Annotated in this window: 23 protein-coding genes; 11 read left to right on the top strand and 12 right to left on the bottom strand. The window is 44.9% G+C overall.

The genetic code is table 11. From position 1 onward, the window contains the following. Positions 1-15 precede the first annotated feature (15 nt). From arfB to AC58CZ_RS03510, 6 genes are all read right to left on the bottom strand, one after another. Entirely contained in the window at positions 16-429 is a 414-nt protein-coding gene (arfB, locus tag AC58CZ_RS03535; RefSeq protein ID WP_071001818.1) for an alternative ribosome rescue aminoacyl-tRNA hydrolase ArfB, read from the bottom strand. 58 nt (positions 430-487) lie between these two features. Then, positions 488-1360: an aldolase/citrate lyase family protein gene (locus tag AC58CZ_RS03530; protein WP_494223400.1), complete on the bottom strand. Its 873-nt coding sequence runs from the start codon at positions 1358-1360 to the stop codon at positions 488-490. Between the two features lie 205 nt (positions 1361-1565). After that, a complete protein-coding gene (locus tag AC58CZ_RS03525) occupies positions 1566-2327 on the bottom strand; it encodes an SDR family oxidoreductase (protein ID WP_198331300.1) in 762 nt (253 codons plus the stop codon). A 46-nt stretch (positions 2328-2373) separates the two neighbouring features. Continuing rightward, a complete protein-coding gene (locus AC58CZ_RS03520; protein WP_494223401.1) occupies positions 2374-3156 on the bottom strand; it encodes a glucose 1-dehydrogenase in 783 nt (260 codons plus the stop codon). 3 nt (positions 3157-3159) lie between these two features. Continuing rightward, complete coding sequence (locus AC58CZ_RS03515) at positions 3160-4167, bottom strand: zinc-binding dehydrogenase (protein WP_494223402.1); 1008 nt, start codon at positions 4165-4167, stop codon at positions 3160-3162. A 22-nt stretch (positions 4168-4189) separates the two neighbouring features. After that, positions 4190-5995: an acyl-CoA dehydrogenase C-terminal domain-containing protein gene (locus tag AC58CZ_RS03510; RefSeq protein ID WP_494223403.1), complete on the bottom strand. Its 1806-nt coding sequence runs from the start codon at positions 5993-5995 to the stop codon at positions 4190-4192. 283 nt (positions 5996-6278) lie between these two features. Between AC58CZ_RS03510 and AC58CZ_RS03505 the strand changes: the two genes are divergently transcribed. Further along, positions 6279-7289 carry a GlxA family transcriptional regulator gene (locus AC58CZ_RS03505; RefSeq protein WP_277077711.1) on the top strand — a complete coding sequence of 337 codons (1011 nt, stop codon included), beginning with the start codon at positions 6279-6281 and terminating at the stop codon, positions 7287-7289. A 27-nt stretch (positions 7290-7316) separates the two neighbouring features. Here AC58CZ_RS03505 and AC58CZ_RS03500 read toward each other — a convergent pair whose 3' ends face one another. Next, positions 7317-8597: an LD-carboxypeptidase gene (locus AC58CZ_RS03500; RefSeq protein WP_494223404.1), complete on the bottom strand. Its 1281-nt coding sequence runs from the start codon at positions 8595-8597 to the stop codon at positions 7317-7319. 236 nt (positions 8598-8833) lie between these two features. Between AC58CZ_RS03500 and AC58CZ_RS03495 the strand changes: the two genes are divergently transcribed. After that, complete coding sequence (locus AC58CZ_RS03495; protein WP_284719503.1) at positions 8834-9313, top strand: YkvA family protein; 480 nt, start codon at positions 8834-8836, stop codon at positions 9311-9313. A gap of 122 nt (positions 9314-9435) precedes the next feature. Here the strand turns inward: AC58CZ_RS03495 and AC58CZ_RS03490 are convergent, their stop codons facing one another. Together AC58CZ_RS03490 and AC58CZ_RS03485 are read right to left on the bottom strand one after the other, a co-directional pair. After that, positions 9436-9741, bottom strand: a complete 306-nt coding sequence (locus AC58CZ_RS03490; RefSeq protein ID WP_186475518.1) for a hypothetical protein — start codon at positions 9739-9741, stop codon at positions 9436-9438. A 100-nt stretch (positions 9742-9841) separates the two neighbouring features. After that, complete coding sequence (locus AC58CZ_RS03485) at positions 9842-10393, bottom strand: hypothetical protein (protein ID WP_425301286.1); 552 nt, start codon at positions 10391-10393, stop codon at positions 9842-9844. A gap of 388 nt (positions 10394-10781) precedes the next feature. Between AC58CZ_RS03485 and dnaQ the strand changes: the two genes are divergently transcribed. The 3 genes from dnaQ (at position 10782) to nudC (ending at position 15329) form a co-directional block, all read left to right on the top strand. After that, the gene (dnaQ, locus tag AC58CZ_RS03480) at positions 10782-12422 is read left to right on the top strand and encodes a DNA polymerase III subunit epsilon (RefSeq protein WP_093068250.1); all 1641 of its coding nucleotides are present in this window, start codon (positions 10782-10784) and stop codon (positions 12420-12422) included. Positions 12423-12570: 148 nt separating this feature from the next. Beyond that, on the top strand, positions 12571-14253 hold the full coding sequence (locus AC58CZ_RS03475; RefSeq protein ID WP_093068246.1) for a hypothetical protein: 1683 nt from the start codon (positions 12571-12573) through the stop codon (positions 14251-14253). Positions 14254-14384: 131 nt separating this feature from the next. Next, positions 14385-15329: an NAD(+) diphosphatase gene (nudC, locus tag AC58CZ_RS03470; protein WP_093068242.1), complete on the top strand. Its 945-nt coding sequence runs from the start codon at positions 14385-14387 to the stop codon at positions 15327-15329. A 65-nt stretch (positions 15330-15394) separates the two neighbouring features. On the opposite strand, the gene AC58CZ_RS03465 is transcribed toward nudC, so the two are convergent. Next, positions 15395-16324: a DMT family transporter gene (locus tag AC58CZ_RS03465; RefSeq protein WP_093068239.1), complete on the bottom strand. Its 930-nt coding sequence runs from the start codon at positions 16322-16324 to the stop codon at positions 15395-15397. Between the two features lie 93 nt (positions 16325-16417). Here AC58CZ_RS03465 and AC58CZ_RS03460 point away from each other — a divergent pair, with 93 nt between their 5' ends. The 6 genes from AC58CZ_RS03460 (at position 16418) to AC58CZ_RS03435 (ending at position 21889) form a co-directional block, all read left to right on the top strand. Continuing rightward, positions 16418-17308, top strand: a complete 891-nt coding sequence (locus tag AC58CZ_RS03460; protein ID WP_071001831.1) for a LysR family transcriptional regulator — start codon at positions 16418-16420, stop codon at positions 17306-17308. Between the two features lie 299 nt (positions 17309-17607). Next, on the top strand, positions 17608-18465 hold the full coding sequence (locus AC58CZ_RS03455) for an RnfABCDGE type electron transport complex subunit B (protein ID WP_071003639.1): 858 nt from the start codon (positions 17608-17610) through the stop codon (positions 18463-18465). Positions 18466-18607: 142 nt separating this feature from the next. Then, positions 18608-19252 (top strand): endonuclease III, encoded by a 645-nt coding sequence (gene nth / locus AC58CZ_RS03450; RefSeq protein WP_497413136.1) that lies wholly within the window; start codon positions 18608-18610, stop codon positions 19250-19252. A 479-nt stretch (positions 19253-19731) separates the two neighbouring features. Further along, entirely contained in the window at positions 19732-20898 is a 1167-nt protein-coding gene (gene metK / locus AC58CZ_RS03445) for a methionine adenosyltransferase (RefSeq protein ID WP_075105952.1), read from the top strand. A gap of 83 nt (positions 20899-20981) precedes the next feature. Further along, the gene (locus AC58CZ_RS03440; RefSeq protein ID WP_071001833.1) at positions 20982-21341 is read left to right on the top strand and encodes a DUF3144 domain-containing protein; all 360 of its coding nucleotides are present in this window, start codon (positions 20982-20984) and stop codon (positions 21339-21341) included. Positions 21342-21547: 206 nt separating this feature from the next. Next, positions 21548-21889 (top strand): hypothetical protein, encoded by a 342-nt coding sequence (locus AC58CZ_RS03435; RefSeq protein ID WP_071001835.1) that lies wholly within the window; start codon positions 21548-21550, stop codon positions 21887-21889. A 121-nt stretch (positions 21890-22010) separates the two neighbouring features. Here the strand turns inward: AC58CZ_RS03435 and AC58CZ_RS03430 are convergent, their stop codons facing one another. Further along, entirely contained in the window at positions 22011-23654 is a 1644-nt protein-coding gene (locus tag AC58CZ_RS03430) for a BCCT family transporter (RefSeq protein WP_093068229.1), read from the bottom strand. Between the two features lie 167 nt (positions 23655-23821). Then, positions 23822-25087, bottom strand: coding sequence for a PQQ-dependent sugar dehydrogenase (locus tag AC58CZ_RS03425; RefSeq protein ID WP_494223405.1), 1266 nt, complete (start codon positions 25085-25087; stop codon positions 23822-23824). Positions 25088-25196 lie beyond the last annotated feature (109 nt).

Here is a 25196-nt window from a genome sequence, read left to right as displayed (position 1 = left end):
AGTATCACAAATTCTCTAGAAATCTACTTTACCGCGTAAAGCTTTGGTTTTGCCGCGCTGGGTTTTTTGATCCACCCGTTTGCGTTTGGCATTCCGACTTGGTTTGGTGGGCCGTCTGGTTTTATTGACATGCGTGGCTTTATTGATAAAGCTTTGCAGCCGTTCAAGCGCATCGATTTTATTGCGCTCTTGCGTACGAAACTGCTGTGCTTTAATGATAAGTACGCCCTCTTTGGTGATACGGCTGTCTTTACTGTCTAGCAATCGTTGTTTGTACGCATCGCTTAGGCTTGAGGTGTGAATATTAAAACGTAGATGGATGGCAGAGGAGACTTTATTGACATTCTGCCCGCCTGCGCCTTGTGCGCGTATGGCACTAATCTCTACCTCATTATCATTGAGGCTAATCTGGTTATTGATAAAAATCATAATGTGCTTTTATATACGAGTAGATATGGCTCATAATAAAGCATTATAGCTTTGCCTGCTACTTTGCTAATAACCGCTGCTTCTTCAAAAGTTGACGACTGCGCGCAATCACTGGCGCATCGACCATCTCGCCATCTATTTTAAACACCGCTTGCCCGCTTTTCTCATACTCTTCTATCACCCGCGTTGCAAACGCAAGCGCTTTGTCTATCGGCTGCAAGGCTTGTTGCACAGTGGCAACTTGCTTAGAATGAATGCATAACATCCCTGCCATACCCATTTGTGACCACAAATTTACTCGATTACTTAACCCTGACTCATCTTTAAAATCAGGATAAATCGTATCGATTGGCGGCGATAGCTGATGTACTTTTGAGGTCAAAATAAGCTGATAGCGAATCTGATTGGCAACTATCTCGGCTGATGGCGTCCCTACTTGTACTTGTAGATCATTACACAGATCCAAAAACCCATAGCTAAAAGCGGCCAAACCTACTGCTTTTGCCATGCTATCGATTTGGTATAGCCCGATGGCACTCTCTATCAAAGCGATTACAGGTAAACCTGTCAGCTGATGTATGCTGTCGATATCTTCGGCGCGCTCGGCCTTAGCCAATAACACACCAGCCAAGTTAGGCATTCTCTGACAAAGCACGATGTCTTTGAAAAACTCTTCGCTACCTGCTTGATTGATACGCAGCCAAATGGGCCGATAAGTTTGCTTTGCATTTTGCTCATCGTAGTAGTTTTTTAACGCCTCTCGAGCCGCCGCTTTGTTTTGTTTGGCAACGGCATCTTCTAAATCCACAATCACGGCATCTGCGCCACTAGCAAAGGCTTTTTCTATCCTATCGATGCGAGTCGCTGGCACGAATAGCCATGTTTTATTTTGAGAAATAGTATTTATTTTATGATTGGTCAATGAGTCCATATTTGACTCCTTTTGGTTATTTAAATTAATTATGCCACGGTATAGCCCATTTTTACTTCGCACTAATAGTCTATTCAATGACAAGGTATGCAGAGTAACTATGCAATTCATTAAAAATGAAAACAAAAAAACCGCATGAAAATTTATCTCATGCAGTTTTAAACAATTACTTTCTTATCTAACCTATGTCTTATAGATTAGCTAATTAAGCCAGCATGCCACCATCGACAACGATAGTCGCGCCTGTGGTATAGCTTGAAGCGTCCGACACCAGATACAATACAGTACCAGCCATTTCATCAGGCTCTGCCACACGCCCTAGCGGGATCGAATGTAGTGCCATTTTTAAGACTTTATCATTGGTCGTCAAGGCCGAGGCAAACTTGGTATCCGTCAGGCCTGGTAATAACGCATTCACACGGATATTAAGTGGACCACATTCTTTGGCAAAGGCCTTGGTCATGCTAATAACTGCCGCTTTAGTAATTGAGTAAATGCCTTGCTTATCACCTGCCACCAGTCCATTGACCGAAGCCGTATTCAATATAACACCGCCGCCTTGCTCTTTCATCATTTTGCCAGCGGCCGTTGACATAAAGAAGTAACCACGAATATTTACCTCAACCGTTTTATCAAAAGCGGCTAAGTCTGTATCTAAAATATGGCCATAATACGGGTTGGCTGCAGCGTTATTGACCAAGATGTCAATTTGACCAAACTCACTTTTAATATGCTCAAAAATCGCGTCAATTTGCTCCATGTCTCCCACATGACAGGCAAAGGCACTGGCTTTATGACCGTCAGCTTTTATGCTATCTGCGACTGCTTGGCAAGCGTCGATCTTGCGGCTAGAGACAATCACATGCGCGCCTCTTGAGGCCAGCAGACGAGCAATAGACTCACCAATACCGCGGCTCGCACCTGTCACTAGAGCAATTTTACCGGTTAAATCAAATAAATCCTTCATCGTTATTCCTTATAGTTTTAAATATTCTAGACGTTTTTCGCACAAATTATGCCAACATGCCGCCATCCAAGGTAAAGGCATGGCCATTCATAAAGCTGCTCTCGTCGCTAGCTAACCATGCAATCGCGGCAGACACCTCGTCCACCTCGCCTAAACGGCGCAGCGGACTGGCTTTGACGGTTGCTTGCTGTGCGCGTTCATTCATGGTTGCCATGGTATTGCGTACCATTGGCGTATCAATAAAGCTTGGACAGACTGCATTAAAACGGATATTGGCACGTGCATATTCATGGGCCGCCGACTTGGTCAGACCCATCACGCCATGTTTGGCGGCACTATAGGCTGAGATCATGGGCGCAGAACGCAGACCAGCGATAGACGCCACATTGATCACATGACCACCGCCGTTCGGTATCATACAGTTGATAGCGGCACGCATGCAGTGCCAGACCCCTTTTAGATTGACGGCGATATTGCGATCAAAGTCCTCATCACTCAGCTCATGCATGGGCGAAGGCTTGTGGTCGATACCCGCGTTATTGACCACCACATCTAGGCCGCCTAGCGTCTCTACCGCAAAGTCAAACAACGCACGCACTTCATCACCACTGGTCACGTCTACTTTTTTGAAGACGATACTGTTGCTCGCATCTCGGCCTTGCTGGGCAACAGACTCACCCATCTCTTCTGCCATATCACCGATCACGACTTTTGCGCCGCGACTGGCCAGTAGCAGCGCGCTTGCCGCACCGATGCCTGATGCGCCGCCTGTGATCAAAATACGCTTACCCGTTACATCTGATGCAATTCCGTTTGTATTCAGTGTCATGAGTTATTCCTCTACTTTAAGTACCAGTTTGCCGAAGTTTTCACCGTTAAAGAGCATCATAAGCGTATCAGGGAATGTCTCAATCCCCTTAACGATATGATCTTTTACTTTGATGTCGCCTGACTGAATCCAGCCTGCAATCTCTTTCATCGCGATTGGATATTCTTTGATATTATCAAACACCACAATGCCTTCCATACGGGCGCGGTTGACCAATAGTGATAAATAATTTGATGGGCCTTTGACGGCTTCCGTGTTGTTGTATTGACTGATCGCACCGCAGATGACGATACGCGCATGTAGGTTTATTTGAGTAAGTACGTCGTTTAAAATGTCACCGCCAACATTATCAAAATAGACATCGACGCCATTTGGACAAGTTTGCTTCAAGGCTTTTTTGACGTTTTCGTTTTTATAATCGATCGTTGCATCAAACCCAAGCTCATCAACTAAGAATTTGCATTTCTCGCTACCGCCTGCAATACCAACGACGCGGCAGCCTTTGATTTTGGCAATCTGACCGACCAAACTACCAACGGCACCCGCAGCGCCTGATACCACAACGGTCTCGCCTGCTTTTGGTTGACCTGTTTTGAGCAAACCAAAATACCCTGTCATACCTGGCATCCCAAGTACGCCTAAATAGTAAGGTAGCGGTGCAAGATTTGGATCAACTTTATGCAATCCTGTGCCGTCACTGACCGCATATGACTGCACGCCATTGTGACCTGCGACATAATCCCCAACGGCAAATTTCTCATGCTTACTTTCAATCACCTCGCCCACCGTACCGGCACGCATGACGTCCCCAATCTGGACAGGTTTGATATATGATTTGGCATCATTTAACCAGCCACGCATCGCAGGATCGATAGAGATATAATCAATTTTAATCAGTAATTGACCATCGGTGATAGTCGGTATTTCTGTCTCAGTATACTCCCAAGTTTCAGCACTTGGTGCGCCAACTGGTCTTGTTTTTAGTCGCCACTGCTTATTTATCGTTGTCATTGCTCTTTCCTTAGCGTTGTTCTTAGAACCAGTCCGCTTGCATGTCAGTGCAAACAGAATTGGTGTTGTTTAAAATGGCTATATCACGGTTGATTAATGGTAGTTCCCAATCGATAAAGTATTTCGCTGCTTGTACCTTGCCTTTATAAAAGTTTTGTTGCTCAATATCTTGCGTCGTGCTTAATAGCTGCTCGGCTTTACTGGCTTGGCGAATCCAAATCCAGCTAAGCACGATCGAGGCAAAAATATTCATCAGCGCTTGGGCGTTACCAGTAAGCGTAATGGCTTCTTCTGTCTGCAACACTTTGCTTAGATGCACCAGCACTTCATGCAGCTGACCCATGTAAGGCGTTAATTTACCCGCGAGTGCCGCAGTCTCAGGCGTGGTGATATTTTCTAGATCTTGCGTGATTTCACGCTTTAGAATCTGAATGCCAAGACCACCTTTTTGCCACAACTTACGAAATGACAAATCTAGTGCCTGTACGCCATTTGTCCCTTCGTGAATAGGATTGAGACGATTGTCACGCCAAAACTGCTCAGCATGATATTCACGCGTATAACCAGCGCCGCCCAATACTTGAATACCCAAATCATTGGCTTTTGGCCCATATTCAGACGGCCATGCTTTTAGTACGGGCGTTAGCAGATCTAACAATTCGGTTAGCTCGTTTTTTAGGGTGTCGTCTTCGCAAGTATTGATACGGTCAATTAGGTTTGAGCCGTATAAGCACAAGGAGATACCACCTTCAGAATAGGCTTTTTGTGCCAACAGCATGCGCTTGACGTCACCATGCTGGATGATAGCAGTTGCATCATCTTCAGGTTTATTATTCGGTGCAATGCGCCCCTGCGTTCGGTCTTTGGCGTAATCAAGCGAATACTGATAACCGCGATAGCCAATCATCGCCGCACCAAATCCAACTGCAATACGCGCCTCGTTCATCATCTTGAACATATAACGCAGGCCAAAATGCTCATCACCGATCAAATAACCGTGACAATCGCCGGCGTCACCGAAACTCAATGCCGTCGAGGTTGCCCCTCGATAGCCAAGTTTATGAATCAGACCCGTCAAATGCACGTCATTGCGCTCGCCGACAGACATATCATCGTTCAAGCGATACTTTGGCACCGCAAATAAGGAGATGCCTTTTACCCCACTAGGGCCACCGGGAATCTTGGCCAATACTAAATGCACGATATTGTCAGACAGTTCATGGTCCCCTGCTGAGATATAAATCTTGCTGCCTTTGATGCGGTACGAGCCGTCGTCTTGTTTAACCGCGGTGGTTTTGATGTCAGCAAGTGACGAGCCCGCGTGCGGCTCTGTCAGCGCCATGGTACCAGTGAACTCGCCTGTTAGCATACGCGGCATAAAGGCGGCTTTGATATCCTCACTGGCAAAGTGAGAAATGACATTGATGGCTGCTGTCGTCAAAAATGGATAGGCGGTCGTCGACGGGTTGGCTGCCATAAAATAGCCTGCCACCGCGGTCATGATTGTCTCAGGCAGCTGCATACCACCGTCTTCAAAACTGTAACGACCAGCGATAAAACCTGAGTCACGAAACGCATCAAAAGCGACTTTGACATCGCTTATCATGCTGACTTTTTTGCCATCAAACTGCGGCTCGTTCTTATCTGCCAAGTGATTGTGCGGTAAAAACAAATCTGTTGCGATCTTATTTGCGGTATCTAATACCGCATCAAAGGTCTCGCGGCTGTGCTCTGAGAACTTTGCGTGTTCGGTGAGGGTTTGTGTTCCTAGCACATCGTACAGCTGGAACGGTAACTCAAAGTCGTTGATAAGGGTGTCTGCGGCCATAGTCGTCTCTTTTAGTTTCTCTTGATTACATGTAACGATCGTAAATCAGGCAAATCCGTTTGTATTATCACCCTCTGTCATGACCCTATCTGTGATATTTACGGCATCATTGAGTCAGGCAAAACAAAGGGGGTTAATGCTTATCAATTGATATTAATCTAAATTAGCGCACTGCCGTATTGTCATTTATGACATAATCATGGTCAAATGTGACATAAATTTGGAAATAATTTCTCCTATGGACGTTATGATTAGTGAGAAAAATAACAGATGCGAGTAACTGATGCCCTATTTCAAACCATTTAATGTAATCGTTCTTGGCTTCGATGGTGTGCTTGGGAGCGTGCTCGCTGGTGCCTTAGATTTATTTTCATTTACAGGGGTTAGCTGGCAGCGATTTTCAAATGAAGCTGTTGAACCTAGGTTTAAGGTGCAGATCGCAAGCTTAGGCGGCGGTGATATCAGATGTAGCAACCGCTTAATGATGCGAGCGCACTGCGATATCCAAGATGTCACGGAGTGCGACTTGTTGCTGGTGCCCACCATTGGCGATTCTATAGACAAGGTACTCAGGCAAAACCGTGAGCTGCTACCGCACCTAAAGCGACTGGCGCATACCAACGCGGATATTGCCAGCAACTGTAGCGGGGCTTTTTTCTTGGCGGAGGCAGGGCTATTAGATCATAAAGTCGCCACCACCCATTGGGGCTATGCCAATAAATTTAAGGCAGACTTTCCACTGGTGGACTTACAAGAGAACCAGTTTGTCACTCATGCAAGCGATGAGCTGGGTAGTATATTTTGTGCAGCAGGCGGCAGCGCCTTTTATGATTTGGGGCTATTATTAATAGAGCGCTACTGCGGGCGGGAGATCTCGACCCAGATGGCAAAAACTCAGATTATTGATAGCAAACGAGGCAATCAAAACAGCTATACCAATGTGACCTTGCACAAGTCGCATGCAGACCAACTGGTCAAACAAGTGCAAGAATTCATTGAGCAGAACTTCCAGCAGCCAATACAAGTCAGCAGCCTAGCTGCCATGGCAAATATCACTCCGCGCACTTTGAATAGACGCTTTCAGGCCAGCGTCGCGATGCGACCCGTTGAATATATTCAGGCCGTCAGAATCGAGCAAGCCAAGCGCTTGCTCGAGTTGGGGGATGTGAGTATCAAGTCTCTTGCCGATCAAGTCGGCTATGACGATATCTCTTCGTTTACTCGCTTGTTCAAACGGGCAACAGAGTTGACGCCTAAGGAATATCAAGATAAGTTTTCACGGCTGGCGATTTAGAGTCTGTTAGTTAGTGATCATGCATGTTTACATATTCTGCCATAGGCCTTCGACATGGATAGCATCCGCCTTGATGATTGGATAATCGCTAAAGGACAACTGGTAGCCGCCTGATGTATTGGGCGTCAGTTGACACGTTGCGCCAAGGGGAAAGCTTTGTTTTTTGCCGATATGACCAAATCGCATGCCACTATAAATTGGTAATCCAGTCAGCTTATGTAATTGACGAATCACTGTGGCAACATCATAACGCTTGTCATAGCTGTCCTCACCTGAACCAGACAACGCCCCAAACACAATCGCTTGTTGACCTTTAAACACACCCGCTAAATACAAATCATACAGCATACGCTCAATACGATACGCCTGCTCGCCCACATCCTCTAAAAACACAATACCGCCCTCAATGCGCGGCAAATACTCACTACCTGCTAGCGCTGACACCACGCTTAGGTTGCCACCCCAAATCGTACCAGTGAGCACTTTGGGCTCGCCCGCTGTGAGTATGGTAGGCAGTTGCTGACTGGTTAAAGACGCATCTTGTATGGTGATCGTTAAATGAGAATCCGTTAAGGCCTCAGCGAACTGGCGACAGCTGATTTGATCAGGCGCAGTTTTGCCAAACTCGCTATAAAGCATGGGCGCGGCAAGCGAACTCATCGCCCCTTTCGCCAATAGCGCACATTGGATCGCAGTCACATCGCTGAACCCTGCGAGTATCGTGCCGCGCTCTTTCATAATACGCCCAAGCGTTGTCCAATCAACCATGGGTAATATACGCATCGCACCATAACCACCGCGCACACCCAAAAGCAGTTTTGGCGCTGCTATCGCTCCGGTCGCGAGGTTTTGGAAGTCACTGGCACGCTGCGAGTCCGTACCTGCAAAGCGCAAATATTGACGATTGGTAATATCGGGATTACTTATTTTAAACCCAGCACAGCTCATGCGATCTAATGCCAACTGATTGCGCTCATCACTGCCGCCCACATTGGAGCTGGCAAACAGTCTGGTCTCAATCGTGGGCGTAGGGCAGCTTGTTATTAGAGAAGTTTGCGCTGAGCGCTCATCCAACAATGCAGTCGGCAGATCGTCTTTGGTCAGCTGCGAGCTATTATCTGCCTCAATGAGGCTGGCAGCCAATGCGTGAGGAATACTTTGCGCTGCTAATGCCGCAGCACCTGCGCCAACACCTATTCGGCGCAAAAACTGTCGACGGTTTAGGCCAACATTAAGCTCATCAGCTAGGTTTGACTGTAGGTTTTTATCTTCTATTGATTGCTGGATGGACGGTATTTTTGAACCCATACGTTGTTACTACCTATACATTTTTGTTTTTATGATTTATACATTGTCATCTTTTGCAGTAGCGCACATCACAAATGAAGCCGTCATACTCAAACATTGTAACGCATCTTGCCAGCAGTCAAGTTACCCAAGCCTTTACCTATATTTACTTTTTCGCTACCGAGACATACAACATGGGGCGAGTATGTTTGTTACTGTAGATACAAATTCATCGCACAAAAATAAAGGCAACAATTATGTTTACCAAGAAAAATGATAAAGAAAAAACACTCGTTTCTAATTTGAAATACTTGATTGGAAAAGAAGACAAACTTAAAGAAAAGCTAGAAGACAATAGTTATCTTGAACCTTTTAGTGATGATTTGATGCTATTTATGAGTCTAATCAAAGACTACTATAAAGGTGACTATCGTAAGATTCCTTTTAGAACCATCTCAGCTGGCGTGGTTGGCGCAATATACACACTAAACCCTATTGACCTTATCCCAGACTCTATTCCGTTTATCGGCTATATCGATGACGCACTTGTGCTCAAGTTCTGCCTAAAACAGGCCAGAAAAGATTTGCAAAAATACAAGTCGTGGAAACAAGAACAATCAGGCACCAAAAGCACATCGGAAAATGACAAGTACACAGACAAGATCAGTCATGATAACAGCAGCACTGATGATGAAGATGACAATGAAACCAGTACTGATCTCAAAAAGGCTTCATAACTAGTTATGTCTTAACCGATAATTAGCAGTTTAAAAAAAGCCACAGCCACTCACTTGGTTGTGGCTTTTTTGTTGCTTTAATCAATCTGACGCTGAACGGTTCAACCTCCAAACGTCAGATTTTAATTCGGCACATCGTAGCTCGCTTTTTCTGGATTGAGGCCAAACGAGTACACGAAAGTTGCAACCAGACTATTGACGATGATAAACGGTAAGTCAATCGCCACATGACCTAAAATATAGCGACCAATCAACCAAGAGACAATCAGCATAACGATAAAAAACCCAGCCAAGTACGCCAAAATAGCAGGATGCTTGAGATTATAAGGTTGGTCAGTCTTCGGCTGCTTTTCTAATACATACGTTCTTATCGCCCAACCCGCGGCATAAGAAAACCCACCTAACACGACATAACTAAAAAAATTCATATAGCTTGACTCTACTGATTTAAAGGCTTGTAGCAAGATCGTTTTGGAAAAATACGACTGATCATCAACGATATTTATGCTACCTATGAGCAATACTTATCTAACTACTCTCATTCACATTATCGATAATGATGTTGGCGTGTGGATTGGCCAATATATCGGTATTGACGTCGTCACACTCTACTCGATAGATGGTGTTAGCACCTCGGTAAATATAAGACAGATACTCGCTGTCTAAGAGTGGGTCGATATTGGCATAGGCAGGCTTGACATGCGCCAATACTAGCACTCGATCAGGACGTCCAATGACCGCATCGACATTATCTGGATCAATAGAGAAAAACTGCGGTATATCACTATTTTTAATCACTTCTAACGCTTCAGGCTCATCCCACACACGCTTAGCACTTGCAGGCTCTTTCATCTGCATCACCCAAGCGCCGTCTTGTTGGCTAATCTTTATTTGCGCAGGCTCGTCTTGACTCACTGTATAACAGCCTGCAAACACAGATAAATCGGTTGCCGCGACCTCAGTATCTGCCTGAGCATCACTGCTATCACTACAGCCACTCAAAAGGAGCACTGTGCTGGCCGTAGCACTGAGCATCAGATACGTCAGTCGCTTATAAAAAATACTTGAGCATAAAGACATAATAAAGCTATCCTGCGGTCATGTATGGGAGACTTGCACTGAGCGCGTTGTCATAAGAAAACTATCAAATAGCTATCTACAAATATTTTCTTTGGATACTATTGTGACAAATGTGACAAAGACAGCGCGCTGGTATTGGCTTCTTTAAAAGCATTTTCGCTAAAAAATAGACGTTTTTTAGCGAGCCAAGCTATTTTAACAGAAAACAATCAGGTTACTATTGTGTTATGCGTTGCCATCCCTAGTTTTGTGATTTTGTGCGTCACGACCACCCATATTTACGATAGATTTGTTATACTCACAGCGGCACTAGCATCGTTCAATTAGTATGAGCGCGATGCTCTAATACTACTTTTATGCTTACTATTTATCAGGTTTATACATCTCTATGTCAGACAACCGTAACGCCATGCCACACTCTAATACAAGCAACGCAACTGATCCGTTAGCCGCCAAGAAAAACATAACGGTAGCGTATACTGACGGTGCCTGCAAAGGCAATCCCGGCGCTGGCGGTTGGGGCGCGCACCTTATATTTAGCGATGGTAGCACGCAGGATTTATATGGCGGTGATACGGAAACCACCAATAATCGCATGGAGCTCATGGGTGCGATACAGGCCCTAACACATAGCTCACATGAGCAAAAACTTGAGATTTGGACAGATTCCAGCTACGTCCAAAAAGGCATCACCGAATGGATTGAAGGCTGGAAGAAAAAAGGCTGGAAAACAGCGAGCAAAAAGCCCGTCGCCAATCAAGACCTTTGGCAACAATTGGATAAGCTATGTCAACAGCGTGATGTTGATTGGCACTGGGTTAAGGGTCACGCTGGACATGCCGGTAATGAAAAAGCAGACGAACTGGCAAACTTAGGGGTTACGTCAAACAGTGGTCACTCCTCTATGATAAAAGAATCTGTGGCACAAAAACCTGTGATAAACGAATCAGACGCCCCTAAAAAAAAAGACCGCATAGCGACTGATAAAAAACCTGTCGCCAATGATGATTGGCTAAAGTTCGACCCATTGGGTCTAGATATGGTAGATGACGAGTTTGAGGATGTGTCAGAAGATGAGTTACGAATCAATGACAGTCAACATAGCCATGAAGCACGTATGATGCATAATGATGTCATGGTAGAGACTCCTCACCATCCAGACAACGCACCCAAAATGATGAGTAATAAAGCCATGCCAGAAGCCCAAGTACCCATGAATGATACCGACATGACTAGTGATATCCCACCTATAGATACTGATACACCCAAGTTTGATGGGGATACGAGTCGTGCCAATCCTCATTTCAAACCGCTATTGCCAAAACCGATACATCGTCATGAAGCAAATCGTCAGCTCATCATGGATACAGAGACCACAGGACTGGACGCATTAAAAGGCGACCGTATCATTGAGATCGGTATTGTTGAGATGGTTGGGCGTAAATTTACTGGTGAAAAACTACACGTCTATATCAATCCGCAGCGTGGCATGGATGATGAAGTTATTCGTATTCATGGGATCTCTGAGGCATTTTTGGCGGACAAGCCCACCTTTGATCAAGTTGCCCAGTCATTATACGACTTTATGGATGGTGCTGAGATTATCGCTCACAACGCCACCTTTGATATGAACTTCTTAAACATGGAGTTTGCGAAAGTCGGTCTCAATGACTTTGCTGAGCGCGTACAAGTGACCGATTCACTGGTCATGGCAAAGCAGCAATATCCTGGACAAAAGAACACATTGGATGCCCTCGTACGTCGTCTGGACGTTGGTAAGCAAGACCGTACCTTTCACGGCGCCTTACTGGATTCAGAGATTTTAGCCGAAGTTTACTTGGCGATGACTGGCGGTCAAGTGACGCTTGCCATTGAAGAAGACGCACCCACAGAGGGCGGGCAAACTGCCCATACCAGTTTTGCCAATTTGGCCAATTTATTGCTAGCATCGACGTCAGATGAGACTACCAACCAAAGCTGGTACGCTTCTCTTGCAGAGGACTACCCTGAGCTAAAAGCCAATATGTAGCCGCTACATCAAGCCTGAATTACACCAACATTTGTACAATATAGCCTTGATTATTATCATATAAAACGTTAAAACATCATTAACCAATATTTTTACTACCCCATTGATACCATCGTCATTCTCATCAGTACATTATGGAAAAATACTTATGGACCAGTCTGCGCAAATGAAGTTAACCGCCCCCACGCTTAGTGTTACTGATTTCAACCTACCGTCACTCCACTTATTGCATGATGAGATTATCGCAACGCTCAAAGATACTGAGATTCATCTGAGCGAGTTCAATGACGATAGTAGCCAAGCACCTTTATTGTCAGATTCTATTAGCGTTTTAAAGCAGCTGTCTTGTATTTTTAAACTGATTTCTCTTGTTGGTGCAGAAGTGTTAAACAATGCCATCATTGACGGTCTACAGCGCCTTTATGACAACGGCGACAACAATGACACGGCTCTCATCATGGATTTATCAGAAGCCATTATGACTTTAGATCGCTATGTCGAGTTTGTATTATTGACTGAGTCGGTAGAGCCTACTTTGTTATTGCCAGTGGTTAATAATCTCAATGCGCATGGACAAAAACCACCAATGACGGTCGAGGACTTTTCTACTTTTGGGAGCAGTAGCGTCATCATTGCTAACCCAGAGAAAAACTTTGAACCACTAAGCGCGCTCAATTTGGATACAAAACTCCTGACCTATGCCTATCGTAGCGGTCTTGGCGTTGCCCTACTCAATCAAGATGGCAATATTGACTCAAACGATCAGCAAAAACTCGATGCCATGAGTGCTGCCTGCGCTTTGATCGCATCAAATAGTAACAGCCTATTTTGGCAAGCAGCAGCGACTGCTGTGACAGATATTGCCGCGGTCTTACCGTTGAACGTGAGCCAAAAGCATACGCTGATTTATGTGGAGCAGCAGTTCCAAAGCTACTTACCTGTGATGGATACACGTTTTGCAGACTTAGTTAATTTTGCCTGTCAGCGTGATACTGTTGAGGCGCAGCAATTACGTGAGCAGTACGCAAGTAACTATCTAGAAGGCGATCAGCTTGATGAGATGAAGCGTTTCTTATTTGGTCCCAATCGCGCACTCACCGATACACTAAATGACATTATTCAGTCTCAAATCAATAATATTAAAGAAAATGTCGACAGCTATGCACGCGGCGACTCCATCAATCCTGTTGATATGCAAACTGCCCAGATCATTGAAGAGTTGACTGAACTGAGCTCAGCACTGCGCCTGCTAGGATTGTCCAATGCAGCTGATAGTCTTATCACAGCGGCGGGTGCGGTCAGCCATTGGCAGGCGCCTTCGCCGGATGACTTTGATCACTTATTACTGGCATTGATGCATGCAGAGAATGCTACAATTGCAATGGCAGAGATGCATACCCCAGGGGCGATCTACTTACCACTGAATAATCAGCATATCTCATTGCATCAGCTCAATACATCATACGATACTCTCATACAAGAAAGCCGTACCGCCATTGCAAGTGCCGAGCAAGCAATTAACGACTATTTGGCAGAGCCTGAACGCGACATGCTTAATATTCAGAATATACCGGGAATGATGCGCCAAGTGGCAGGTGCATTGCGCTTTTTACATTTGCCAACACCCGCCAGCATGCTTGGTCAATTAGCCATTTATATCGAAAAACGCATAGAGAGTGGACGACGTATCGAAGACGATACACTGGCTTATATTGCTGATGTGATTATGGCGGTCGATCATCATCTGGATGGTTTTGAGAACCATCGTCCTGTCAGTAAACAAGCGCTTGACGTTGGCCAGCAAAGCTTAAGTCATCTACTTGCTGCTTAGTACTGCTTGCACAGGTTTTATCGTCGCCATTTTGTCATTTTGCGGCGATAAAACTTAATCAGAATACTTCACGTTAAATAAGTCTGTATCTAAATCGATACGGATTTGCTTCAAACTGTTTGGAATCTTTTATGGCCCATGCTTTTATATTGAGTGATGACACTGTTTTATGCCGTCAAATGCCAGATGGTTGGTGGCCATTACAAATCCAACTACCACAGAGTCGTACTGGTTCAGACGAGCAAGCTTATCGGCTCGGTCACGTGACGCTACATGAGAGTCTATCGCCAAATCACTGGCAATCTGATGATAATAATAATATGGATAGCCTTTCATCTGATTTGATCAATGAAAACACTGCCCAAACCTTCACTGCGCCGTCCACCACTGCCATGACTTATGATTACGCAGTCGCTCATAACGTGACGCTGCCTATCATCGCCGAAAGCAGTACTGATACCTTTGTCCCTTATCGACAGCTGATAAATAACATACCTGTTGCCCTATCTGACCAGATCAGTCAAGCGATACAGTTATTAAGGTGGCAAGCAGATACGCAGTTCTGTAGTCGCTGTGCCAGTCCTACCGTACATGCTGACCAAGACGAGCGCGCCATGGTTTGTCCAGTATGCCAGCTGCGCCAGTATCCTCGCGTCCAGCCATGTGTGATTACGGCGATTACCCGCCCAAACCCAGTAACAGATGAAATGCAAATCTTACTCGCGCACCATCACCGTCACGGACAGCAAAAACTGCCGCCCATGTATGGTTTGATCGCTGGGTTTGTCGAGGTCGGTGAAAGCCTAGAGCATGCGGTGGTACGTGAGGTGGCAGAAGAGGTCAATATCAGCGTATCAGATATTCGTTATGTGAGTAGCCAGCCTTGGCCATTTCCCTCCAATTTGATGCTTGGGTTCCGTGCCTCTTATGCCAGTGGCGATATTATTATTCAAGAAGACGAACTGGCGCATGCTGATTTTTTTGATCTCTCTAACCTGCCAAAGATTCCACCAAAGGGCAGTATCGCTCGAGAATTGATCGATCAGATTGCCAAAGAACAAGGCATTTTATTATGAAATTAAATGACACTGACACTGGCAGCTCATTTTAGCGGCTAATGTCAGTGCCTACTGCGTTTCACTTAGACATTATGGACGGTCAGACGCTGATATTGCCATTTGACAAGTCTGGGTATCAATAGCCCTGCAATCACAATCGCCATACCTAATAATTGCAAAGCGGTCACTTGCTGACCGTAAGCAAAGGCCGTGAGCGCAGCAAACACTGGCACAAAATTAAAGAATAATGACGCATTAGCAGCGCCCAACTGCTTGACGCCAGAGATCCACAATAGATAACCGCCAACCGTGCCGAAGACGCCAATAAATATCAAGTCGCCAAAGACACTGCGACTGATGGCTAAGCTTTCTTGCAATGGATGTACCTCTGCACTAAATAACACCATGAGCGATATCACCCCAAGACCTGACAGCATACCGACCAAGGTATAAGGAATCATTGGCATCCAGCGACTGATACCTTGAGTCAGATAAGTATAGAGACTCCAGCACAGCATACCTAAAAAAATCATTTGATCGCCATGGTTAAATTCAAACCCTAGCAGTTTGGCAAATGCGCCATCGGTCAGTACCAGCAGTACGCCAGAGAGACAAACCACCAAACTAAACAGCGCGCCTTTGGTAGGAAACTGGCGCTGCGCTATAGAACCAATCAATGAAGTAACCAGCGGGCTAAGCGCCATAATCAACGCACCATTATTGGCATTGGTCTGTTCAAGCCCAGTAAACAGCCCCAAGTTTAAGCCACCAACACCAATGATGGATACACCAATCGCCCACGCCCATTGTTTGGGTGTGAGAGTAGGGATTGGCATGTGTTTATATTTTGTATAAAGATACAGACACACCGAGGCAATGCTAAAACGCCACATGACTAAGGTTAATGCGTTTACTTCACTCAAGGCATGCTTGCCGACAGGAAAACTTGCGCCCCAGAGAAACGTACACAGTAATAAATATAGGACGGCGGTGGTGTTCGCTGAACGGCTCATATTGCACCCAAAAAACTTGCGAAAAGATAAGCACCAGTGTATATATTTTAAATACGGTATAAACAAGCAATAACGAGAGCATAGATTCTGAATATGAAATTTAACTACTCCCTCGATGACATGCGCAGTTTTTGCGCGGTTGTCCGCTACGGCAGCTTTCGCCAAGCCTCTATAATGCTTGACATGCCCCTATCGACATTGAGTCGCCGAGTTGCCAAACTAGAAGCAGATCTGGCACTTAGGTTGCTCAACCGAGATGCGCACCGCGTACAGTTGACCCATGCAGGGCAACAATATTATAAGAGCAGCGCCCATCTCTTTGATGAATTAGAAAACGTCGCGTGTTGCTTACTACAAGATAAAAATGAGGCCAAAGGCACAATCAGAATCAGCGCCCCTGTCAATTTTGGTAGTGATATTTTAGCGCCGCATTTCAATGCTTTTTTAAAACAATATCCAGATATCCATTTAGATTTGCGTCTGTCCAATCAGACCATTGATATTGACGCGCAAGCTATTGATGTCGCTTTTCGTATTGGTGAACACAGTGCCAATCATTGGATTGGGCGGCAGCTGACCAATATTCGCTTTATCATTTGTGCAGCCAGCGATATCGATGTATCCGATATCCAAACGCCCAATGATTTGGCAGGCTACCCTACGGTACTGTGCACCCCTATGTCTACTTGGCATCTACAGCATCGTATAACGGGCGAGGTACAGACGCATCAGCCAACAAATAATATCCGTCTAAAAGTTGATAATATTAGTTTACTAACGGGGGCTATTGCGGATGGTATCGGTCTAGGTTTCATCCCCGATTATGATGCACAGCCTTTGATCACATCAGGCGGTTTGCAGCAAGTATTGCCTGATTGGAATAACCAACCTAGAGGCTGCCAGATGCTCTATCGCGACCGTGATAACATGCCTCATCGCATGCATCTATTAATTGATTTTATCCTCAAGCGTTTTGGTAAGTAGACATTCCGCAAACGCTCACCGAGAATAAATGCATCACAATATCATTGATCTTATGCTTTAATTTTTAATGTTAAAGACTAGGTTTTCGACCCTGATGTTTTACGGCTTTAAATGTGTTAATCTTCGCAGCGCAACAGCGATCAATACGGCTGGGTGATTGACTATTTGATATAGAACGTCAGTACAAAGATCCATAATTTGCCTATAAAATATGCAATCAATAGTCACTTATCTACCTAGCCACTGACAGACATAAGTGACAGTCGCTAATGATGACCGATACTAAGGCCAGTAATACCATGTCCCAAACCGACACCCATCCTCAAAGTACTGAACAGACACGCTTGACAGATTTACCGATCTTGTTTAAGTCGCTGCACATTGATACCCTGCCAAATGATGTACAGACAAAAATTGCACGCGTTGATGCTTGTCTGCCGCAAACGCAATGCGGGCTTTGTGAGCATCCAGATGGCTGCTTGCCTTACGCCACTGCTATCGTATTAAAGGGTGAGCCATACAATAAATGTGTGCCTGGTGGCCAGCCAGTAACGGACGCTATCGCTCAGACAATTGGGATAGATACTCATCTGACAGCCGCACCATCACAATGGCCGATAGACATGACATCAGGACGTCCAACAGAGGTTCGTGCTGTGATTCGTGAAGACGACTGTATCGGCTGTACCAAATGTATTCCGGCTTGTCCAGTGGATGCTATCGTCGGTACTGGCAAACACATGCATACGATTTTTACCGATTTGTGCACAGGCTGTGAGCTATGTATCGCACCCTGCCCTGTTGATTGTATCGACTTGGTCATTGTCGAGCGTGAGCTTTCTCCCTTTGAGAGAGTAGCCGAACAAGAAGACTTGAGACAGCGCTACCACACGCATCTCAAACGCGTGACAGAACAACTGGCTGATACCAGCAATAGCAAACCTGTGGTCAGCATGGTAGAGGCCAAGCTCAACAATGCAACGAGCCAATCGCTAAATATTAGCGAAGCACAAGCAAAGAATACCATTGCAGCGGCTAAACTACGTACCAAAATCAAAAAACTCGAAAAGCAGCTCAGCGTGCGCGCCAATGATAAAAAACAAATGGAGCTTGAAGGCTTGCAAGCAGAGCTCGACGCATTACAAGCGGTGCTGTGATTACGTGATTGATACTTTAATAACTCATATAAATGCCATCGCTAGCATATAATTTTGCAACACCACTCACTAAAATAATAGTTAAAACACCATGAGTAAAACGGTCAAACATAAAACAGCCGATACACCGCCCTCTAGAAGAATGCCCAATCGCGATGTGCGTCCATTTTTTGAAAAGCTAGCGGCGACGATTGACGAGCCTGTCACCGAGCTAAATTACGGCAGTAATTTCGAGCTGCTCATCGCCGTTATCTTATCTGCACAGGCAACTGATGTGAGCGTCAATATTGCCACTCAGCAGTTGTACCCCGTGGCGAACACACCTGAAGCTATACTGGCACTAGGCGAAGAAGGTCTAAAGACGTATATCAAAAATATTGGCTTATATAACGCAAAAGCCAAAAATGTCATCAAGACTTGCCGCGATTTGATTGAAAAGTTTGATAGCACCGTCCCTGACAACCGCAAAGATCTAGAATCATTAGCTGGTGTGGGGCGTAAAACCGCCAACGTAGTTTTGAATACTGCTTTTGGTCAGCCAACCATGGCGGTCGACACGCATATCTTTCGCGTCGGCAATCGTACTGGACTCGCTACTGGTAAAACGGTGCTCATCGTCGAAAACAAACTGGTCGAGCGTATACCCGATGACTTTATCGTTGATGCGCATCATTATCTTATTTTGCACGGGCGCTATACCTGCCAAGCGCGTACACCCAAATGCGGCGCTTGCCCCGTCTATGAAGAGTGCATGTTTAAAGATAAAGCGACCTTTTTAGAACTATAACGTAGTGACACTCCTGTCTCAAAGACAAACTTATGTAGCCATGAACTGGCAAGTACCTACGTTTTACGACAGTGAATCACTTGTTGAGCATTTCTTATAGTATAGCAAGTGCTGCTCACTAGAGTTTTATAACGTTTCAGGGTAGAATAACCCTATTTTGTGTTAAGAGATTTTGGCAATTACCCCGCTTCTGATAAGGCAATCTGCACACTGACAGTAGCCTATTAGAGCGAACATTGACCTAACTCTCTACCGCCATAGCCATAAAAGCTTATTATCATTGCTCCATATATGAATTGATTGAATGATAGTAGGTCTAGATTTTAGCCAAATTGATGACAAAAACTTTGTTCAACACCGATTTTTAGCATTGAGAAATACCGATTATCTGCCGCGTAAATGCGTGGTCAACATTAATTAGAGCAGCACCCAGAGTGTTGCTTTTCCTACCTTTATTGATTCAATTAAGCGATCCCATTATGCGTGAATACAACTTATTTACCTCCGAATCTGTGAGCGAAGGCCACCCTGACAAAATGGCTGACCAAATATCAGACGCCATCCTTGATGCTATCTTACGTGAAGACTTACACGCACGTGTGGCCTGCGAAACTTTAGTAAAAACAGGCGCGGTGATACTTGCCGGTGAAATCACCACAACTGCCAATATCGATTTAGAGCGGCTGGTGCGTGACACGGTCAACGGCATTGGTTATCACCACTCAGATTTGGGTTTTGATGGCGAGACTTGTGCGGTCATCAATATGCTGGGTAAGCAGTCTCCTGAAATCGCTCAAGGTGTCGATCGTCATGATCCTGAAGAGCAAGGTGCAGGCGATCAAGGTTTAATGTTTGGTTACGCCAGTAATGAAACTGATGTATTAATGCCGGCCCCTATTGAATATGCCCATCGTTTGATGGAGCGTCAATCTGAGCTGCGCCGTGCAGGCGAGCTACCATGGCTCCGTCCTGATGCCAAAGCGCAGGTTACCTTGAAGTATGATGGCAACCGTCCTGCTGCAATCGATGCGGTCGTTCTATCAACTCAGCATGATCCGAGCATCTCGCAGTCTGATCTGCAAGAAGCAGTGATGGAATCTATCATCAAGCAAGTGCTACCGGCTGATCTGTTACATGCGGGTACACGCTACCATATCAATCCAACGGGTAAGTTTGTCATTGGTGGTCCTGTGGGTGATGCAGGCTTAACAGGCCGCAAAATCATTGTCGATACTTACGGCGGTATGGCACGTCATGGGGGCGGTGCTTTTAGTGGTAAAGATCCCTCAAAAGTAGATCGCAGTGCTGCTTATGCGGTACGTTATGTGGCCAAAAACATCGTCGCAGCTGGTCTTGCTGATCGCTGTGAAGTACAAGTCAGTTACGCGATTGGGGTTGCTGAGCCAACGTCTATCTCTGTCAACACTTTTGGCACGAGCAAAATCAGTAACGATGAAATCATTCGCCTGATTCGTACTCATTTTGATTTGCGTCCTTATGGCATCACTCGTATGCTGAACCTATTACAGCCAATGTATCAGCAGACGGCTACCTTTGGACATTTTGGTCGTCAAGGCTCAGAAACTGCCTTTACTTGGGAAAAAACAGACAAAGCAGATATCTTAAAAGCAGACGCTGGCTTATAAGGGTCATAGAGTCATTACGTTGAATCATTTACAAACCGCCTTTATATACTAAAATTATCGACACTTATTATTAGGAGCAGCTTATGTCTCAAGACAGCAACACTCAAGACAACAATGTGGATGCAAGCATTGAAATCACCCCTGAAATGCAGGCGTTTTACCAACGCGCTGATGCTATCATCGGTGTCGCCAATAGTCAGCTAGGCCCTGATGCCCATTCAGGACAGGTAGGTGCTTCTTTGTTATATGCTGCCGCACGCTACAGCGCCTCTGTGGCCTCGATTGGCTTCGTGAAAGCCGATGATTTTGCCAAAGAAAAAGACGATATCGTCGAGTTTTATGTCAAACAATATCGCCAGATGCTAAGTGACAATTTGACAGATTATGCACAAAATTTCGATAAATATGTGCAGCTAAACAAAGATGATAAGCCAGCTGAATAAGTTGCTATTCTTATCTAGGTAGATATTCTGCTGTGACAATCATCTGTATTTAACAAAAAACCCAAGCCGCTCAAGCTTGGGTTTTTTGTATTATGTTATTGAGTCCATAGCCATTCATTAGTTATTATAAAACTTTAAGTGCTATATCGATCTATCAATAACGTGACGAGCGGTAATAGAACGCTTGCAAATAAGGACATCACATCATGCAAAAAACGCTATCTAAATTATCACTGCCTACACTGGCGCAATCCCTCAAACCATCATTAGCTGTCGTCTCCTTGGTATTAGCACTGGCGGGTTGCAGCGCTACGCCTGGCGCAGTTACTCCCACGCAACCTGCAACAGATAACAGTCAAATGCTTGAAAACACCTTAACTCACTGTCCAACCTCTCGCTCTGAGAAGACCATGTGTACCATGCAATATGATCCAGTCTGTGTAAAAACGAAAGTTGGCTCAGTGATAAGCTACCGTACGGCAGGTAATGCTTGCTCGGCCTGTAACATACCTGAGGCCATTAGTTATACCAAAGGTGAATGCAGTTAATTCATAAGAATACTTCATTCCAAAAAATATATTTGAGTAGCCACAAAGAAGCCCCAATTTAAAAATAAATTGGGGCTTCTATTAATGATTAGAACAATGGTTAAAATAACGATTTTACTGCTTAGTCACCCTTAACAATCTTAGGTGGGCCTTTGAGTAAATGCTCATCAACAAACTCATCTGCAGAGTTATGATCTGCTGACTCATCTGTGATATAGCTTTGCTGCGCACGGTAAAGAATCAGACGATCACGTCCTAATCCGCGTAACAACGCATACATTATGACAAAAACCACTAAAGCAAATGGCAATCCTGCTACGATGGCAGCTGCCTGCAAAGCAGACAATCCACCAGCCGCTAACAATATGGCAGCGATAACGCCTTCTGTGGTTGCCCAAAACAAACGCTGAATCTTTGGTGGATTGGTATCGCCACCAGCGGTCAGCATATCGATAACAAAACTGGCCGAATCTGACGAAGTCACAAACCAAAGCATAATCATGACAACAATCATTAACGTAATCGGTTTGGCTAGTGGGTAGTACTCAACTAGCTTAAAGATTGCGCTACCGGTATCTGCTTGTACTGCTTCAACCAAACCTGGGCTAATACCTGTCACAGCAGAGGCAAGCTCCATATGAATCGCTACGCCACCAAAGGTCGTGAACCAAAAGAACAAGATAAGCATAGGGATTAACAGTACCCCAAACGTAAACTCACGGATGGTACGACCACGAGAGATACGGGCAATAAAGATACCAACGAATGGTGCCCAGCTCACCCACCATGCCCAATAAAATATCGTCCAAGCACTTTGCCAATCTGTTCCACTATAAGACTCGCCCCACGTACCCAAAGGCACGAGTACAGTCAGATAGTTGCCGATATTTTCGATAAAGCTATCAAAGATAAAGAGCGTTGGCCCTAAAGCCACCATGAATACCAATAAAACGATTGTAAAACCGATATTGATATCACTAAGGCGCTTAATACCTTTATCCAGACCCATCATAACGGAAGCGGCTGCAAGCGCTGTGATGAAAGCTATCAAACCGAACTGTACAGTGAGACTATTCGGCATGCCAAATAGTTTCTCAAGTCCCGCATTGATCTGCATCACTCCAAGCCCGAGTGAGGTGACCACACCAAACATCGTACCGAACACGGCCAAGATATCGACCGTATGCCCCCAGCGACCATAGATTCTTTTGCCGAGCAAAGGATACAAAGTTGAGCGAATCGATAAAGGCAAACCGCGACGAAAATGAAAATACGCTAACGACAGTGCCACAATCGTATAGATGCCCCAAGCGTGTAGACCCCAATGCATAAATGAGATATTCATCGCTTGCTTTGCGGCTTCAACCGTTTCGGCCTCGCCCATTGGTGGTGCCATAAAGTGATACAACGGCTCCGCTGTACCCCAGTAGACAAGGCCAATACCAATACCAGCAGAGAACAACATACCAATCCAAGAAAACAGATTGTACTGTGGTCGCTCCGTTTGGTTACCTAAACGAATATCACCATAGCGACTCATTCCTAAGTAAATGCAAAGCCCAAGCGCTGTATTCACTAAGATAATAAATAACCAACCGAACTTATCGGTAATAAAATTCTGTAAAAAACTAAAAACCGCCCCTGCTGTTTCAGTGAAAAGTGCGCCGAAAATAATAAATCCAACGATCAACAGTGACGATGTAATAAACACAGGTTTACTCACCCGTGGAAAAGGTCCTAATCTGCCTACTTTTACTTCTTCCATGTGCAAGTCTCAAAATTTAAGGAATATTACCTTAACAAAATAGGCTTTAACTATCAATCAATTACAAAATAAAACTTGATAAAACCTTTAAACTATTCTAATAAGATTGATAGTTTTTTTTAAAAGGTCTACATAAATACAGATCTAAAAGCAGCTTTATCATGATGTTATTTAGGCAATAATCTGAGTAATCGTCCACCATCACCATCTTCCAATACCCACACTTGTCCATCGACTGCCAGCACGCTACGAACACGCTCACCCATGTCATAACGATAGCGTTCAGTAGCACTATCATCTTCATCGACACTTACGACAATAAGCGCTTTTGAAGATAAACCACTGATTAAAAAATCGCCTTGTAATGCTGGAAAGTCATTGTGGCTACCAGCCGTATATAGACTCAGTGATGACGGTGAAATAACGGGTGTCCATGTGATTTTAGGCATTTTAAACTCAGGGCGAGTGTCGTGATCTGGGATTGGTGTACCTGAATAATTACGACCATTTGATACAATCGGCCAGCCGTAGTTTTTGCCTTTTTCAATCAGATTAAATTCATCACCGCCCTTTGGCCCCATCTCGTTTGCCCAAAGCCTGCCGCTTTCATCAAATCTTATGCCGAGCACATTGCGATTGCCCATTGTCCAAAACTGAGAGGCAATGTCATTGCTATCATTGACAAATGGATTGTCCTTTGGAACCGAGCCGTCAGCATACAATCTAATAATCTTACCTAGATTCATGCTCATATTTTGTGCAGGCTCTTTTTTCTGGCGTTCTCCTGAGCTGATATATAGATACTGTCCATCAGGTGAAAACAATAAGCGATGGCTATAGTGACCTTGCCCCGTGACTTTTGGAGATTGCTCCCAAATAGGCGTGATGACCTGTAGTGTGGGCGCATTTGTGCCTAATCCTGCCAGTGTCGCTTTGATTACTTTTGCCCCAAACTTATTACTATCACCCCCCTTTCCTGCTTCTACGTAGCTGATATATACAGCATTAGAAGTCGCAAAATCTGGTGCTAATATAATATCTCCCAAACCACCTTGACCACCATAGGCCACTTTAGGGATGCCTGCTACTTGTGTCTTGCTACCCGTCGCCGTGTCTACAATGAATAACTCTCCTGTTTTTTGCGTCACTAGTAGTTTGGGCGCTTTGCCATCTATACTGGGTAGTGCTGTCATAGCCCAAGGCTCATCAAAAGTGGCGACCGCTTTGGTTGTAAACTCAGGCTTGTCTGCACTAACTTGAGCATCACTTGTCCGCATATCTGCTTTAGAGATTTGGCTCTCTTTCTGTTCTGGTACGTTGTTGCTGGTATTGACGGTTGCAGGATTGGAGCAAGCTGATGTACTAAACAATAAAGCCGCAATGAGTAACGGCGATGTTAAGGGCAGACTTGCACGTTCAATAGGGGTTGTCATTGTTTTGTCCTTTCTATCCAATTGGCATTTATTTTATTGGTCATCCATTTATTTATAGCATAGTCTTGATATTTAAGAGATATTTAAATGGTAAAAAAACAGTAACGCA

The sequence above is a fragment of the Psychrobacter sp. CR212 genome, from assembly GCF_059693765.1.
The sequence above is the reverse complement of the archived record's forward strand: the minus strand, read 5'-3'. Positions and strand labels throughout refer to the sequence as shown.